The organism is Paenibacillus sp. FSL L8-0708 (genome assembly GCF_038009325.1).
In the GTDB taxonomy this organism is placed as follows: Bacteria; Bacillota; Bacilli; order Paenibacillales; family Paenibacillaceae; genus Paenibacillus_AQ; species Paenibacillus_AQ odorifer.
This window is the reverse complement of record NZ_JBBPBC010000001.1, coordinates 7,672,696-7,687,307: the sequence shown is the minus strand read 5'-3', so window position 1 is coordinate 7,687,307 and position 14,612 is coordinate 7,672,696. Positions and strand designations below refer to the sequence as shown.

The 14,612-nt window shown below is 42.3% G+C and carries 16 protein-coding genes and 1 tRNA gene; 16 read left to right on the top strand and 1 reads right to left on the bottom strand.

The features are described from left to right. The first annotated feature begins 675 nt into the window (after window positions 1-675). The 12 genes from rpmH to NYE58_RS35950 all read left to right on the top strand — a co-directional run bounded on the left by rpmH (window position 676) and on the right by NYE58_RS35950 (window position 12,163). Complete coding sequence (gene rpmH, locus NYE58_RS36005; protein WP_036677745.1) at window positions 676-810, top strand: 50S ribosomal protein L34; 135 nt, start codon at window positions 676-678, stop codon at window positions 808-810. A 289-nt stretch (window positions 811-1,099) separates the two neighbouring features. Next, window positions 1,100-1,450, top strand: a complete 351-nt coding sequence (gene rnpA / locus NYE58_RS36000) for a ribonuclease P protein component (RefSeq protein ID WP_036677842.1) — start codon at window positions 1,100-1,102, stop codon at window positions 1,448-1,450. An 86-nt stretch (window positions 1,451-1,536) separates the two neighbouring features. After that, the gene (locus tag NYE58_RS35995; protein ID WP_076124330.1) at window positions 1,537-2,406 is read left to right on the top strand and encodes a YidC/Oxa1 family membrane protein insertase; all 870 of its coding nucleotides are present in this window, start codon (window positions 1,537-1,539) and stop codon (window positions 2,404-2,406) included. Further along, a complete protein-coding gene (jag, locus tag NYE58_RS35990) occupies window positions 2,403-3,137 on the top strand; it encodes an RNA-binding cell elongation regulator Jag/EloR (protein ID WP_036677749.1) in 735 nt (244 codons plus the stop codon). The genes NYE58_RS35995 and jag overlap by 4 nt, the downstream gene beginning before the upstream one ends. A gap of 109 nt (window positions 3,138-3,246) precedes the next feature. Next, window positions 3,247-4,623, top strand: a complete 1,377-nt coding sequence (gene mnmE, locus NYE58_RS35985; RefSeq protein ID WP_341004339.1) for a tRNA uridine-5-carboxymethylaminomethyl(34) synthesis GTPase MnmE — start codon at window positions 3,247-3,249, stop codon at window positions 4,621-4,623. Between the two features lie 39 nt (window positions 4,624-4,662). After that, on the top strand, window positions 4,663-6,549 hold the full coding sequence (gene mnmG, locus NYE58_RS35980) for a tRNA uridine-5-carboxymethylaminomethyl(34) synthesis enzyme MnmG (RefSeq protein ID WP_036677754.1): 1,887 nt from the start codon (window positions 4,663-4,665) through the stop codon (window positions 6,547-6,549). A 3-nt stretch (window positions 6,550-6,552) separates the two neighbouring features. Then, complete coding sequence (gene rsmG / locus NYE58_RS35975; protein ID WP_076218353.1) at window positions 6,553-7,278, top strand: 16S rRNA (guanine(527)-N(7))-methyltransferase RsmG; 726 nt, start codon at window positions 6,553-6,555, stop codon at window positions 7,276-7,278. 414 nt (window positions 7,279-7,692) lie between these two features. Continuing rightward, on the top strand, window positions 7,693-8,508 hold the full coding sequence (noc, locus tag NYE58_RS35970) for a nucleoid occlusion protein (protein ID WP_036677760.1): 816 nt from the start codon (window positions 7,693-7,695) through the stop codon (window positions 8,506-8,508). Window positions 8,509-8,686: 178 nt separating this feature from the next. Continuing rightward, a complete protein-coding gene (locus tag NYE58_RS35965) occupies window positions 8,687-9,448 on the top strand; it encodes a ParA family protein (protein ID WP_036677762.1) in 762 nt (253 codons plus the stop codon). Beyond that, window positions 9,441-10,283 carry a ParB/RepB/Spo0J family partition protein gene (locus NYE58_RS35960; protein WP_036677764.1) on the top strand — a complete coding sequence of 281 codons (843 nt, stop codon included), beginning with the start codon at window positions 9,441-9,443 and terminating at the stop codon, window positions 10,281-10,283. The genes NYE58_RS35965 and NYE58_RS35960 overlap by 8 nt, the downstream gene beginning before the upstream one ends. A gap of 197 nt (window positions 10,284-10,480) precedes the next feature. Next, window positions 10,481-11,626: an aminotransferase class V-fold PLP-dependent enzyme gene (locus NYE58_RS35955; RefSeq protein WP_076276331.1), complete on the top strand. Its 1,146-nt coding sequence runs from the start codon at window positions 10,481-10,483 to the stop codon at window positions 11,624-11,626. A 36-nt stretch (window positions 11,627-11,662) separates the two neighbouring features. Then, window positions 11,663-12,163: a DUF4446 family protein gene (locus tag NYE58_RS35950; protein ID WP_036677768.1), complete on the top strand. Its 501-nt coding sequence runs from the start codon at window positions 11,663-11,665 to the stop codon at window positions 12,161-12,163. Here the strand turns inward: NYE58_RS35950 and yyaC are convergent. Continuing rightward, a complete protein-coding gene (gene yyaC / locus NYE58_RS35945; protein WP_036677770.1) occupies window positions 12,135-12,743 on the bottom strand; it encodes a spore protease YyaC in 609 nt (202 codons plus the stop codon). The two genes, NYE58_RS35950 and yyaC, sit on opposite strands and share 29 nt — an antisense overlap. Window positions 12,744-12,862: 119 nt before the next feature. Here yyaC and NYE58_RS35940 point away from each other — a divergent pair, with 119 nt between their 5' ends. The 4 genes from NYE58_RS35940 to NYE58_RS35925 all read left to right on the top strand — a co-directional run bounded on the left by NYE58_RS35940 (window position 12,863) and on the right by NYE58_RS35925 (window position 14,516). Then, complete coding sequence (locus NYE58_RS35940; protein WP_076124321.1) at window positions 12,863-13,108, top strand: DUF3343 domain-containing protein; 246 nt, start codon at window positions 12,863-12,865, stop codon at window positions 13,106-13,108. Window positions 13,109-13,129: 21 nt separating this feature from the next. Continuing rightward, window positions 13,130-14,173, top strand: a complete 1,044-nt coding sequence (locus NYE58_RS35935) for a mechanosensitive ion channel family protein (protein ID WP_076191465.1) — start codon at window positions 13,130-13,132, stop codon at window positions 14,171-14,173. Next, window positions 14,173-14,385 carry a DUF951 domain-containing protein gene (locus NYE58_RS35930; RefSeq protein WP_036677772.1) on the top strand — a complete coding sequence of 71 codons (213 nt, stop codon included), beginning with the start codon at window positions 14,173-14,175 and terminating at the stop codon, window positions 14,383-14,385. The genes NYE58_RS35935 and NYE58_RS35930 overlap by 1 nt, the downstream gene beginning before the upstream one ends. 43 nt (window positions 14,386-14,428) lie before the next feature. Beyond that, window positions 14,429-14,516 (top strand) — tRNA-Ser (locus tag NYE58_RS35925). Window positions 14,517-14,612 lie beyond the last annotated feature (96 nt).

Here is a 14,612-nt window from a genome sequence, read left to right as displayed (position 1 = left end):
AGACTGTCACTCCTTTAAATCTTCCAAATGTGGCATCAGCCATGAAGTGGAAATGTCGAAGAAAATAGGTTGGTGCTGATATTTATCCCCAGTAGGCAATATGAAGAGACAAAAAAATATGGATAAATTTGATTTGTTCACAACTTTATCCACAGCTTGTTGATAATTAAGAGAACAAACAAATCTATTCACATTCAAAAGTAATACCATCATAGCAAAACGCCCCTTGTTTTTCAATGAGCAGGGCTATTTTATCCACAAATTCAAGCACTTGTGTACAATTATTAGGAACACCACTACATATTGTTGATAATTTGTTTACGGTTCGACACTTTACGCCAAAGGTTCGATAATTTTATACACAGGTTGTGCTCAACTGTGAGTAGTCGACTTTATTTTTTGATCACAGGTGGATAACTGTCATATCTTGTGGATTACTTTTTTCCTGGGGAGAGTTGTGGATAAAAACCTGAGCTTGAGGGGGAGGAACAAGCCGGTTACTAGGTTGACTTTTGCTCATAAAATATGTTTAAATATATAAAGGTGTTTTCTGTAAGGATATGTCTCGATATATAAAAATGATAATTCTTGTAGATACTGTCCCTACTATAAGGACGGCTTAGTCCGTTTCTGCTTATATGACAGTAATTAAGTTCCTGTAAGGGAGGTGCAATTATGAGACCGACATTTAGACCAAATGTGAGCAAACGTAGTAAGGTTCACGGTTTCCGTAAAAGAATGAGCACGAAAAACGGCCGTAAAGTGCTGGCAGCTCGCCGCTTGAAAGGCAGAAAAGTTTTGAGTGCGTAAGTTAGGCCACTAAGGGACCACTGCGGTGGTCTTTTTTTACTGCTTTTTATTATTATTGCTCTGCAAAAGTCTAGGATCTCGCTTAATGCGCTAGCTACACTTTGCGGGGCTATTTAACGTATATTGAGAAATATTTTGTGAGAAGTTGAAATTATTTTTCCTACTATATATAGAAGCTTAATTTCAGCACAGCAAATGTAGTCGTTTATGGCTGCTTGCTAATGCCTATACTATTAGAAGAAAAAATTCGGAGGGACACTTAAACCGGATTTTTATGAAGGAGATTCCCGTGCACAAAAAGTTACGTTTACGAAACCGTGCCGACTTCAGTCGTGTATACCGCCATGGGAAGTCATTTGCGAATCATCAATTTGTAGTGTATTGGTTTGGCAAAAAAGAGGTAGAGCGATTTAGAGTAGGTGTGTCTGTTAGCAAAAAGGTCGGAAACGCGGTTGTCCGTAACCGTATGAGAAGATTAGTTAAGGAAATCGTCCGTCACCATGAACCTGAGATTGCAGGTGGCTTAGACATGGTGTTTATCGTAAGAAAAGGAGCGCTTTCCATGGAGTATGCAGAGCTCGAAAAAAGTGTGCTGCATGTGCTTCGTAAAGCCAAGCTACTCAAGGCTTCCCGCAAATAAAGGGTGCTTAAGAGGCTTGTTTATTTGTATTCATAATTATGGTATGATTTACGGTGGAATGGAATGTTTAAGAGAGGGGTTTTGAAGTGTCTCTAATGAAGACTAGACGAGGAAAATGGTTTCTCCTCATCACGGTAATGGTGTTGTCGTTAGCTGTTCTGTCGGGATGCGCTCCGTCGGCTGCTGTCACGCACACTACGGAGGATTTGAAGAATGGAGGCTTCTGGCAAAGTAATGTAGTGTATTATTTCGCCATTGCCTTGGACAAGTTTGCAGATTGGTTTAACGGAGAATATGGTTTAGCCGTACTTGTGATGGTTATTATTGTCCGCACGTTGATTCTTCCGCTTACTATTAAACAGGTGAAGAGCTCGCGTGCAATGCAAGCCATTCAACCGGAACTCCAAAAGATCCAGAAAAAATATAAAGACACACCTGAAAAGGTGCAGCAAGAAACAATGCGTTTGTTCCAAGAAAATAAGGTTAACCCAATGGCGGGTTGTTTACCGCTGATCGTACAAATGCCTATCTTTATCGCTCTCTACAACTCGATCTACTATAATCCACATCTACGGGAGCATACCTTCTTGTGGCTGGAGCTTGGTAAACCGGATCATCTGTTTATCTTGCCAGTACTAGCAGCATTAACAACATTTATTCAAACTAGAATGATGACCAAAATGAACCCAGTGCAACAACAAGGGCCAATGCAGTTCATGATGATGATCTATCCAGTTCTGATCTTCGTTATGTCGTACAACTTCCCTGCAGCCTTGCCATTATACTGGGTGTACAGTAACCTTTACACTATTATTCAGAACTACTTCTTATACCGCAACAACGATAAACACAAATTGGCAATCGCAAGTGCTGTAAAAAGTACAGATGACTCCAGTCCTGCTCCGAAGAGCAAAGGCGGCAACAAGTCATCGAAGGGAGCCAAAAAGTCAAAATGAGCAAAGTCGTCGCAACAGGGAAAACCATTGAAGAAGCTGTAGAACGGGGACTAACCCAGCTTGGAGTTCAAAAGGACCGGGTAACGGTCAACGTACTTGAGCAGCCATCAAGAGGATTCCTGGGATTGATCGGTGCGAAAGGTGCCAAGGTTGAACTAACCTTGATAGCCGAAGCCGCACCGGCATCAGCGGCGAGTGCTCCGTCACTGCCTCAACAGTCAGCAAGAGAGAGCAAACAGGAGGCCATCGGCGGTGTGCCACGCCAAGATTCCGGACAACCGGTGGAGGAAGCTTACCAAGAAGCCGTTCATTTCATTGTGGATGTCGCTAAGAGCATGGGGCTCGAAGTGGAGGTAGAAATCGTCCACACCAAGGAATCCACGATTCTGCAAATTTCCGGTCCAGATTTGGGACTGTTAATTGGCAGAAGAGGACAAACTCTCGATGCTCTACAGTATTTGGCTAATATTGTAGCTAACCGTTATTCCGACAGTTTTATACGGCTTGTGTTAGATGCAGAGAACTTCCGTGAGCGCCGTAAAAAAACGCTTGAAGAGCTGGCTGATCGTTTAGCCGGACGTGTAATTCGCACTCGTAAAGAGGTTGTATTGGAGCCAATGTCTCCTCAGGAGCGCAAGATTATCCACTCCAGGTTACAGGATCACCGGCAAGTGAGTACCCTCAGTAAAGGCGAAGAGCCAAATCGCCGCGTCGTTATAACCTTGAAGTAAAGACTATATGGATGCAATGACTCCTTGACCAATGTAAGGGGTCATTGTTTTTTTAAAAATAAAAGAACGTTTCTATTCAAAAAATATAAGTTTTGGGGTGAAAAACAGCATGCTTAGTGACACCATTGCTGCCGTATCGACGGCATTAGGCGAGGGAGGAATTGCTATTATTCGGGTAAGTGGCCCACAGGCTATTTCCCAAGTGGCACCATTATTTCGTAGCCGAGTTCCATTAACTGAAGCGGAATCGCATACCGTTCATTACGGACATATCGTCAGTCCTGATAACGGAGAGAAGATGGAAGAAGTGTTGGTAACCGTTATGAAAGGACCACGTTCTTTTACGACAGAGGATGTAGTAGAGATCAGTGCTCATGGCGGTGTAATTTCTGTAAGAAGAGTGATGGACTTACTTCTGCAGCAGGAGATAAGGTTAGCCGAGCCGGGGGAGTTCACCAAGCGTGCTTTCTTGGGCGGACGTATCGATTTATCGCAGGCTGAGGCTGTTATTGATTTGATTCGCTCTAAGTCTGACCGGGCTTTTTCTGTAGCTTTAAAACAGGTTAGCGGATCCTTATCGGATCGAATTCATGCTTTACGCCATACACTTATTGAGATGCTGGCTCATATTGAAGTGAATATAGATTATCCAGAACATGATGTAGAATCCATGACAGCTGAATTTATTAAAGATAAAAGCAGTGAGGTTATGGAGGGAATAACAAAGCTGCTTAAGACATCTAATGAAGGAAAAATACTTCGTGAAGGGATTACGACAGCTATTGTCGGACGTCCGAACGTTGGTAAATCATCATTGCTAAACGCATTAGCGCGTGATAACAAAGCGATTGTAACAGATATTCCAGGAACAACACGTGATGTAATAGAAGAATTTATAACGATAAATAATATACCGCTTAAGCTGCTCGATACAGCGGGAATTCGTGAAACGATGGATGTTGTTGAGAGAATTGGGGTGGAGCGCTCCAAAGCGGCAGTTAGTGACGCCGACCTGATTCTACTTGTGCTGAATGCTAATGAAGAGCTGCATGAGGATGAATTGGCATTGATGGAACAAATCCACGGTAGACAGTGCCTAGTAATCATGAATAAAATGGACTTACCGCCCAAACTGGATAAGGATAAGTTGCTCTCATTTTTTGAAGAGTCTAACATTGTACCGATGTCCGTTCTGGAAGAGGAAGGTCTAGACAAACTTGAAGATGCCATTTCGACACTCTTTTTTGGTGGAAAGCTGGAATCGGGTGACTTGACATATGTGAGTAATGTGAGACATATAGCCCTGCTCAAAAAAGCCTATAAATCACTTCAAGACGCATACGATGCTGCAGAACAGTATATACCGATTGATATGATTCAAATCGATGTACGGCTCGCATGGGAACAGCTTGGGGAAATAATTGGCGATACTGCAGCTGACTCTTTGTTAGACCAAATATTCTCACAATTTTGTTTAGGAAAATAAGATTCACGATTTAATATAATTTCAAGGGGGAAACAGGACATGAGTTATGATGGAGGCAACTATGACGTTATCGTCATTGGCGCTGGTCATGCTGGCTGTGAAGCAGCACTGGCTGCAGCCCGGATGGGTTGCAGTACGTTAATGATCACAATTAACCTGGATATGGTTGCATTCATGCCCTGCAATCCGTCCATAGGCGGACCTGCCAAAGGACATGTAGTGCGTGAAATTGATGCGCTTGGCGGAGAAATGGGCCGCAATATAGATAAGACATTCATTCAACTGCGTATGCTGAATACAGGTAAAGGACCAGCAGTACATGCTTTACGTGCACAAGCTGATAAATTTCTTTATCAACATACAATGAAGGAAACTATGGAGAAAACGCCTAATTTGACACTTCGTCAAGGGATGGTTGAGCGTTTAATCGTTGAGGATGGACGTTGTGTAGGTGTAGTTACGAAGACCGGAACCGAATACCATAGTAAGACTGTTATCCTGACAACAGGTACTTACCTGCGTGGTAAAGTGATTATGGGTGAGCTAACATATGAAAGTGGACCTAACAATCAACAGCCATCCGTGAAGCTTTCTGAGAACTTACGGGAGCTTGGGTTTGAATTGGTGCGTTTTAAAACAGGTACTCCACCACGTGTACATCGTGATACGATCGATTTCTCTAAGACAGAAATTCAACCAGGGGACGATGAACCGAAATTCTTTTCGTTCGAAACGAAATCATCCGATAACGAACAGCTTCCTTGTTGGTTAACGTATACCTCTGAGGTTACTCATCAGATTATTAATGATAACCTTCATCGTGCGCCGATGTTCACAGGTATTATCGAAGGAACTGGCCCACGTTATTGCCCTTCTATAGAAGATAAGGTCGTAAGATTCAGTGATAAATCTAAGCATCAGATCTTTTTAGAGCCAGAGGGAAAAAATACATCGGAATACTATGTACAAGGTCTGTCCACTAGTCTTCCTGAGGATGTCCAGCTAGCTATCTTACGTTCCATTCCTGGTATGGAAAAGGTAGAGATGATGCGTAACGGCTATGCTATTGAATATGATGCAATGGTTCCTACACAGCTATGGCCATCTCTTGAAACCAAACGTCTTCCAGGTCTATTCACTGCTGGACAAATCAATGGCACTTCCGGTTATGAGGAAGCAGCAGGCCAAGGGGTTATGGCTGGAATTAATGCAGCACGCAAAGTGCAAGACAAAGAACCCGTAATCCTAGATCGTTCACAGGGATACATTGGTGTACTCATTGATGATCTCGTGACTAAGGGAACGAATGAACCTTACCGTCTGCTTACTTCACGTGCAGAATATCGTTTGTTGCTTCGCCATGACAATGCAGATCTAAGACTTACACCTATCGGTTATGACATTGGTTTGATCACACAGGAGCGTTTCGATAACTTCACAGATAAGAAAGAACGGGTGGAGCGTGAAATTGTTCGTCTGCAAGAAACAAAGGTTAAACCTGTTGATGTAAACCAAGTACTAGCGCAATATGAATCGGCACCTATTGTAGATGGCAGTAATTTGCTTGTTCTGATGCGGCGCCCAGAGCTTGTATATAGTTTTGTTGATCAAGTATCACCATCACCAGAGATGCTGGATGCAGAAATGAAGGAGCAAGTAGAAATCCAAATTAAATATGCCGGATATATAGAAAAACAACTTCAACATGTGGAGCGCCTGCAAAAGATGGAGAAGAAAAAAATTCCAGATGACATTAATTATAATGAAATCCATGGATTAGCGATGGAAGCGCGGCAGAAGCTGACTAAGATTCACCCGATCTCTATCGGGCAGGCTTCTCGGATTGCGGGAGTTACACCTGCTGATATTTCCATTCTTCTTGTATATCTTGAGCATTACAACCGGGTAACCGCGGCGAAAGGATAAGCTATGGATAATACGGAAGTTCAATTCACACAACTATTACAGGAACGAGGCATATCCCTTACAGCAGAACAGTTAGCACAATTTGATCTGTATTATAAGGAACTCGTAACCTGGAATGAAAAAATGAATCTCACGGGTATAACCGAGCGAGAGCAGGTATATACGAAGCATTTCTATGATTCTATTTCATTAGCTTTTTTCCTTGATATTAACGAGATCACCAATCTCGCAGATATCGGTTCAGGAGCTGGGTTTCCAGGAATCCCACTTAAAATATGTTTTCCTCATTTGAAGCTAACGATTGTTGATTCGCTCAATAAACGAATTTCATTTCTGCAGCATGTAAGTACGACATTGGGATTAACTGATGTACAATTGATCCATGGGCGGGCAGAGGATGTCGCGCGCAAGTTCACTCATCGTGATGCCTATGATTTGGTTACAGCACGTGCGGTAGCAAGACTGTCTTTATTGAATGAATTTTGTCTTCCCTTCACACGCAAAGATGGGGTGTTCGCTGCAATGAAGGGCAGCGATCCTTCAGAGGAATTAAGCGAAGCTAAGTACAGCTTAAAAGAGCTTCGTGCTGAACTCAGCAAAGTGGAGTCGTTCAGCTTACCAGTGGAGGAGTCGGATCGACATATTGTTATGATCCGGAAGACAGGAGCAACACCAGCTAAATACCCAAGAAAAGCGGGAATTCCTGCCAAAATGCCATTGATAAAATAATGTTTCACGTGAAACATTGCCGATACTCAAAGTTCCTTTAGGAGCATTCTCTTTGAACAAAGGGAATGCTCTTTTTTTATGAAGATGATGATAACAAAAATCGATAAATATCAAATTAGATAAAAATTAGATTTATAAGCTGATTTGGTTGTTGCACCTGTAAAAATGCAGGAAAAATAGGTCTTTACGGAGAATATGATTATGTGGAGAAAAGTGATAGAATAGCATAGTAGACTTTAATTTTGTATATAACTCCTTCTCTGTACTCTTGTTCGAAAGAAGGAGAGATTATGATGCCTGTTCATTACAGGTAATTCCATAATATCAGAATGTTTTAGATTGCTGTACGATATGCTTTCCGTGAAGAAGGTCAAGAAGATCGTACTATAACGAAATTAGGTGGTTATGAACGGAATGAAAGAACAATTTACCAAGCTATTTGGGTTTAACGAGCGGAGCAGCGGAGAAGAAATCAAACAAATACCAGTTCATGAGGTCGTTAGCAGTCCTTACCAACCACGGACTATATTCGATGATGACAAAATTGATGAGTTATGTCAGACAATTAAAACTCATGGTGTCATTCAGCCTATTGTTGTACGTATGCGAGATTCCATATATGAGATCATCGCAGGTGAACGGCGCTGGCGGGCAGTTAAAAAGCTTGGTTTAGAGACGATCCCTGCTATTGTCCGTGAGTTCAATGATTCTCAGGCAGCATCTATTGCGCTCATAGAAAATCTACAGCGTGAAGGTTTGACCTCCATAGAAGAAGCTGTCGCTTATCAGAAGTTAATTGATCTTCATCAATTAACACAAGAAAGCTTAGCACAACGCTTAGGCAAGAGTCAGTCGACTATTGCGAATAAGATTCGTTTACTCCACTTACCTGAAGAGGTTAAGACAGCGTTGATGGAACGTCAGATTTCCGAAAGACATGCGCGTTCACTCTTATCACTGGATAGTGTGGAAATGCAATTAAAAGTTTTGGCAGAGATTATTGCAAAAGGATTAAATGTTAAACAGACGGAAGCTCGTATTGCTTTCTATAAACAAGTTTCGCAAACTAAAAAGTCAAAACGGGTCTCCTATACCAAGGATGTTCGTCTAGCTCTTAATACAATTCGTCAATCTATTGATATGGTGTCAGGCTCAGGTATGGAAATCAAAACGTCAGAAAATGACCGTGGTGACCATTACGAGATTGTAATCCAGATCCCCAAAAGATAAATTGTTTCAAAAGCTGAAGGCGGCCTTAAAGTGATTGGCCGCCTTTTGTGTGACTTAAACCAGGATGTATTGCTCAGTCCTGCATTTTAGAGTTTTAGCTCATATAAAGTAACATAGTTTGGCCGTTTGTACTTGCGATCTACGAGAAGATTCTTCCTAACTATTCGAGGTGAAATTAGTGTCCAAGATTATTGCCATAGCAAATCAAAAAGGCGGTGTCGGTAAAACAACATCCTCTGTGAACCTAGGTGCCGGTATGGCTACATTAGGAAAAAGAGTGCTTCTAGTTGATATCGATCCTCAAGGTAACACTACCAGCGGCGTTGGCATCAACAAGGCGGACGTAGCGAATTGTATATATGACATTCTCATTAATGAAGTAAATCCTCTAGAAACGATACTTGAAACTCAAAATGAAGGACTGCACATCATCCCGGCGACCATTCAATTAGCGGGGGCGGAGATCGAATTAGTATCAACGATTTCCAGAGAGTTGAAATTGAAAAAAGCCCTAAATGCGGTTAAAAATAATTATGACTACATCATCATTGATTGTCCTCCATCCCTTGGGATTTTGACGATCAATTCCCTTACAGCTGCTGATTCGGTAATCATTCCGATTCAATGTGAATATTATGCGCTCGAAGGGTTGAGTCAGCTTTTAAACACCGTGCGTCTAGTACAAAAAAATCTTAATCCGCATTTAAAAATAGAGGGAGTACTATTAACTATGTTGGATGCCCGTACGAATCTAGGGATCCAAGTCATCGAAGAGGTTAAAAAGTATTTTCAGGAAAAAGTTTACAGAACTATCATTCCTCGGAATGTCCGCTTAAGTGAGGCACCGTCTCATGGACAATCCATTATTACTTATGATCCTCGCTCAAAGGGAGCAGAAGTGTATTTAGAGTTGGCAAAGGAAGTGATTTCTTATGAGTAAACGTTTAGGAAAAGGTCTGGATGCTCTGATTCCTTCTTTATCTATTAATGAAGATGATAAGGTAGTAGAAATCCCATTAGCTCAATTACGGGCTAACCCTTATCAACCACGCAAGGATTTCAATGAAGAAGCAATCCAGGAATTGGCTGAGTCCATCAGACAACATGGCGTGATTCAACCGATCATTGTACGGAGTGTTTTGAAGGGGTATGAAATCATTGCCGGGGAACGCAGATTCCGGGCTTCGCAATATTGTGGTAAACCTACGATTCCAGCAGTCGTAAGAAATCTAAGTGATCAACAGGTCATGGAGATCGCCCTGATTGAGAACTTGCAACGTGAAAATTTAAATGCAATGGAAATCGCAGTTGCTTATCAAGGTTTGATGGATCAATTTTCACTCACACAAGAAGAGCTATCACTTAAAGTTGGAAAGTCCAGATCACACATCGCTAACTTCCTAAGATTGCTTACTTTACCGGAAGAAGTAAAAGAATATGTTTCACGTGGAACAATGTCTATGGGACATGCACGAGCTATTGTTGCCCTGAAAGATCCGGAAGTTATTAAACAATTGGCTGAACAATGCGTGGAACAGCAATGGAGCGTAAGAGAGCTTGAAGAAACAGTGAAAAATCTGGATCGAAAGCCAACGAACGGTACAAAGATTAAAGTTGTTAAACGTGATCCCTATATTGATAATGTAGAGGAAGTATTACGTGAACGGTTTAAAACAACGGTTAAGATAAAACAAGGTAAGGAAAAAGGGAAGATTGAACTGAATTACTACAGTGCGCAGGACTTAGAAAGATTGTTAGAATTATTGGGTAACTAAATGGGTATCTATGCCAAGAACATATCCTGAGCTATCCGTAATCGGATGAGTAGGGGTATGTTTTTTCAAAATATAAGGATGTATAAAGTGCAGCTGAATATTATCCTTATATTTTCTACAGATAAGGTTATTATCAATAAAGGGCGACAACGTTGTTTCTTCTTAATGAAAAAGAGTATGAGACGAGGAGCGGGGTTATGGAAGACTTCGTATATTTGGATCATGCGGCTACGTCCTGGCCTAAACCTCCAGAGGTGGCAGCTGCGATGATGAATGCTTTGCAGTCGGGAGCAAATGCTGGCAGAGGAAATTATTCGTTGGCCATGGGAAGCGGACGGGTGTTGGTGAGAGCCCGGAGTTTGCTGGCGGAGTTGTTTGGGGTTTCTAATGCACAAGACATAGCGTTTACCCAAAACACTACGATGGCATTAAATATGGCGATTAGAGGTACGCTCAAAGCAGGGGATCATGTAATCTCTACAATGACTGAACACAATTCTGTGCGGAGACCTTTGGAATATTTACGTAAGTCACTAGGGATAAGTGTTGATTATCTGAAGGTGGATCGAGCGGGTCAATTGGATTTGTACGAATTGGACAAGGCGTTTCGACCGAACACTAAAATGGTAATTTGTAATCATAGCTCCAACTTACTAGGTAGTATACTTCCCATTGGTGAAATCGGGGATCTAGCTAAAGCAAAGGGTGCTATATTTCTAGTGGATGCTGCTCAAAGTGCAGGCTCGCTTGATATTGATGTGAAAAAAATGAATATTGACTTATTAGCTTTTCCTGGGCATAAAGGGTTGCTTGGACCACAAGGGACTGGTGGGCTCTATATATCACCTGAATTGGATCTCGAGCCCTTAATGCATGGAGGGACAGGCAGTCAATCTGAGAATAGTGAACAACCCTCTATTCGCCCAGATCGGTATGAAGCGGGAACGCAAAATGCGGTAGGAATTGCTGGTTTACTAGCCGGTGTTCAAAAGGTAAAATCGATAGGGACAAACGTTATCCACGAAAGAGAGTGGAAGCTGACTCAACTGCTGATGGAGGGCTTGTCCCATATTCCAAACATTAAACTATTAGGGCCCACATTAGGGGCTCCGAGAACTGGAATTGTGTCGTTTGTAGTGGATGGGGAAGAATCGGCGAATATAGCCCACCGTCTAGATCGTGAGTATAAAATAGCCGTCAGAGCGGGTATGCATTGTACCCCACTGGCACATAAGGCTGTTGATACACTAGAAAGTGGTGCTGTTCGGGCGAGTGTAGGCGTAGATACAACAGAGCATAATATAAGCAGAATGCTAGCTGCTATGGATGAGTTATATGGCTGATGCCCGCAGCAGATAAATAAAAAGGATGGTCCATTCATGTCTGAAATGAATCAATTAATTAATGAACAGTTGCAGTGGTTTGTGTTTGGTTTCGTAGTAATTATGCTAGTACTGATAGTGACTGTAATCGCTCAGGGAGCTAAGCTGCGGACTATACGGCGCAAATATGAGGCCATGATGGCAGGAAGCGGTGTGGAGGATCTGGAAGGCCTTCTGGTTGATCTGAAGAACCAAAGCGACATGCTGGAAGAAGAACAACGTGAGCAAAAAGCGTTGATAGAAGCTACCCAAGTCAAAATCCGCGGCATGAAGTCAAATATCGCTCTGAAGCGTTATAATGCCTTCGGTGAACGTGGTAATGATTTGAGCTTCTCGGTGGCTATTCTGGATGACAATAGCAGTGGCATTGTATTAACCAGCCTTCATAATCGTGAGAACTCATATATTTACTCCAAGCCTATGCAAAATGGGGAATCACAATATGCCTTATCGCCTGAAGAAAAAGAAGTTATAACTCTCGCGTTGCAGCAGAAGTAGCATGCAGGTTCCATTGTTTTAAAGCAGAATATAGACTTGTAGCGATAATATCAGATAAGCGCATGACTAGACTTAGCCGTGTATTCTGCAATACGAAATACTCCATAAAGCCGCCGACATTAACGATTCCAGTCAAATGGATATCTCCAACCGGCGGCAATTGTTTATTTACGCCAGCTCCTGGTCTGAGGGGACCTTCAACGACTTGGATGCAGCCAACACTAGTAGAGTGACCTAAGCAGGCATCTATTCCGATGACAAACGGGTTATTATATTTTTCATTAATTAGAGACAAAGTCTCTTCAAGATTGACGGCATGAACCGGTTCTTCAAGGGTACCGTATAAATGAAACAATGGACTATGAAAACGGGATAATGCAGTACCAACAAGAGGACCGAGAGAATCTCCGGTGGAGCGATCAGTGCCTACACAGATGACGATAATTTGAGTCTCTGGACGCGTGCGTGAAAAGTGAAAAAGTAGCCGATGAGTAATTGCGGAATAGATATCGGGATCTGTATGTGATATTTTTAAACAGGACGTTTCTTGCGCTGCTGTAGCCTTGGATGAGGAGTTCATACCATCTTCCTTTCTAAGGGTGATTCTATTTGTTGGTATCTAGTATATGGATAGAAGAGGGGTTTTATACTCCAGCAGCAAGAGATAGGACGATAAACCTATGGAGAGGCTTGACGTATATGCAGGATGAGATGTTAATAGCGTTTGACTCCACCCAGCAGGCGCTTCGTGCTGAAATGCTGCTTGAGTATGCTGAAATAGAAATTGATATATTTCCAACTCCGAAGGAGATCACCGCAGGCTGTGCAATTTCAATTCAGTTTTTTCAAAATGCGCTGGAAGAGGTAAAAAGAATTATAGTTGAGCAGGAAATAGAAATACGCGGCATCTACGGAAAACACAACGAGAACTACATACTGATTTAGGGGTAGGGAGGAGTACATGCGATGAATATGTGGATACTGGAGGCTGATACACCCGGTGCGGATACATTAAAAGATGCCATTCGCTTTAAAGATAAGGTGTGGAATTGGTTTACCGATGCTGATATGTGGGCGGATGTATTATTTGCGGGTCTACGGATTCTTGTTATTTTTCTCTTAACCCGGGTTATTATTAAAATTGTTTCTAATATTATTGATCGTTCGCTTGAGCGTAAAACCGGTGGCAGACTTCTGTCCAACACACGAAGGTTTACTACGGTTGGGGAATTGATGAAAAATGTAGTGACAGTTATCTGTAATTTTGTGATGATCATGCTCGTGCTTTCTGAGTTCCACTTCGATTTGGCACCATTGTTGGCTGGAGCGGGTGTGCTTGGTTTAGCAGTGGGTTTTGGGGCACAAAGTTTGGTGAAGGATGTTATTACAGGTTTCTTTATTATTTTAGAGGATCAATTTGCAGTGGGTGATGTAATTCAAACGGGGACCTATAAAGGAACGGTAGAATTAATTGGACTGCGAACAACCAGACTGTTAAGCACAACTGGAGAAGTATTTATTATCCCGAATGGATTAATCACGAACGTGACCAATTATTCTCTCTCGAATGCATTGGCTGTAGTTGATGTTCCTGTAAAAATGGAGCGGAGCTTGGAGGCCACGCTAGGTTTGATTGGAGAAGCGCTAAAAGGAATAGAAGAGCGTAACTCTAATGTTCTTGCTTATCCTAATGTGCTCGGTATACAGTCCATGAGTACTTCGGAATATGTAATTCGTATAGCGGCTAGCTGTTTACCTAATGCAAAAGAGGTTGCGGAGAGACAGATTCAGAATGATATTAAGCAGGCACTAGAGAAACTAAGCAGTCTAGAGCAGGCCCAAGCTGCTCAAGCCGAAGAGGAAGCGCGTTTGAAGGCAGAAGAAGAAGAAGCAAAGGCTGAAATTGAACTGGCAAAAACAGAAAATGAGCAGGAAGTATCGGATACGCCTGACACTGGATCAAGACGCCAAATCGCAGCTACACAAGAGGGGAAAAAGGGGGAAGGGTAGTGGAACGTAAAGTTTTTCAGCTTGGAGATATTGTACAGATGAAGAAACAGCACCCTTGCGGTTCTAATGAGATGGAGATCATTCGTATGGGGATGGATATCCGCATTAAGTGTACAGGATGTCAGCATAGTGTTCTGATTCCCCGGGCGAAATTCGAGAAGAATATGAAGAAGGTACTGCGTTCTGCAGAGGGAAATACAGACAATAATTAAGCTTGCAAATGGCATGTCTGCATGATACAATTATTTTTGCTGCGGAGAGGTACCCAAGAGGCCCAAGGGGGCTGACTCGAAATCAGTTAGGCGTGTCACAGCGTGCGTGGGTTCGAATCCCACCCTCTCCGTATTCCTTAAAAACACGCTAGTATCAACGGTTTCAGTACGATATGTGTACGGAAACTATGCGGTACACAACGCTAGATGATTCCGAAGTACCTTAC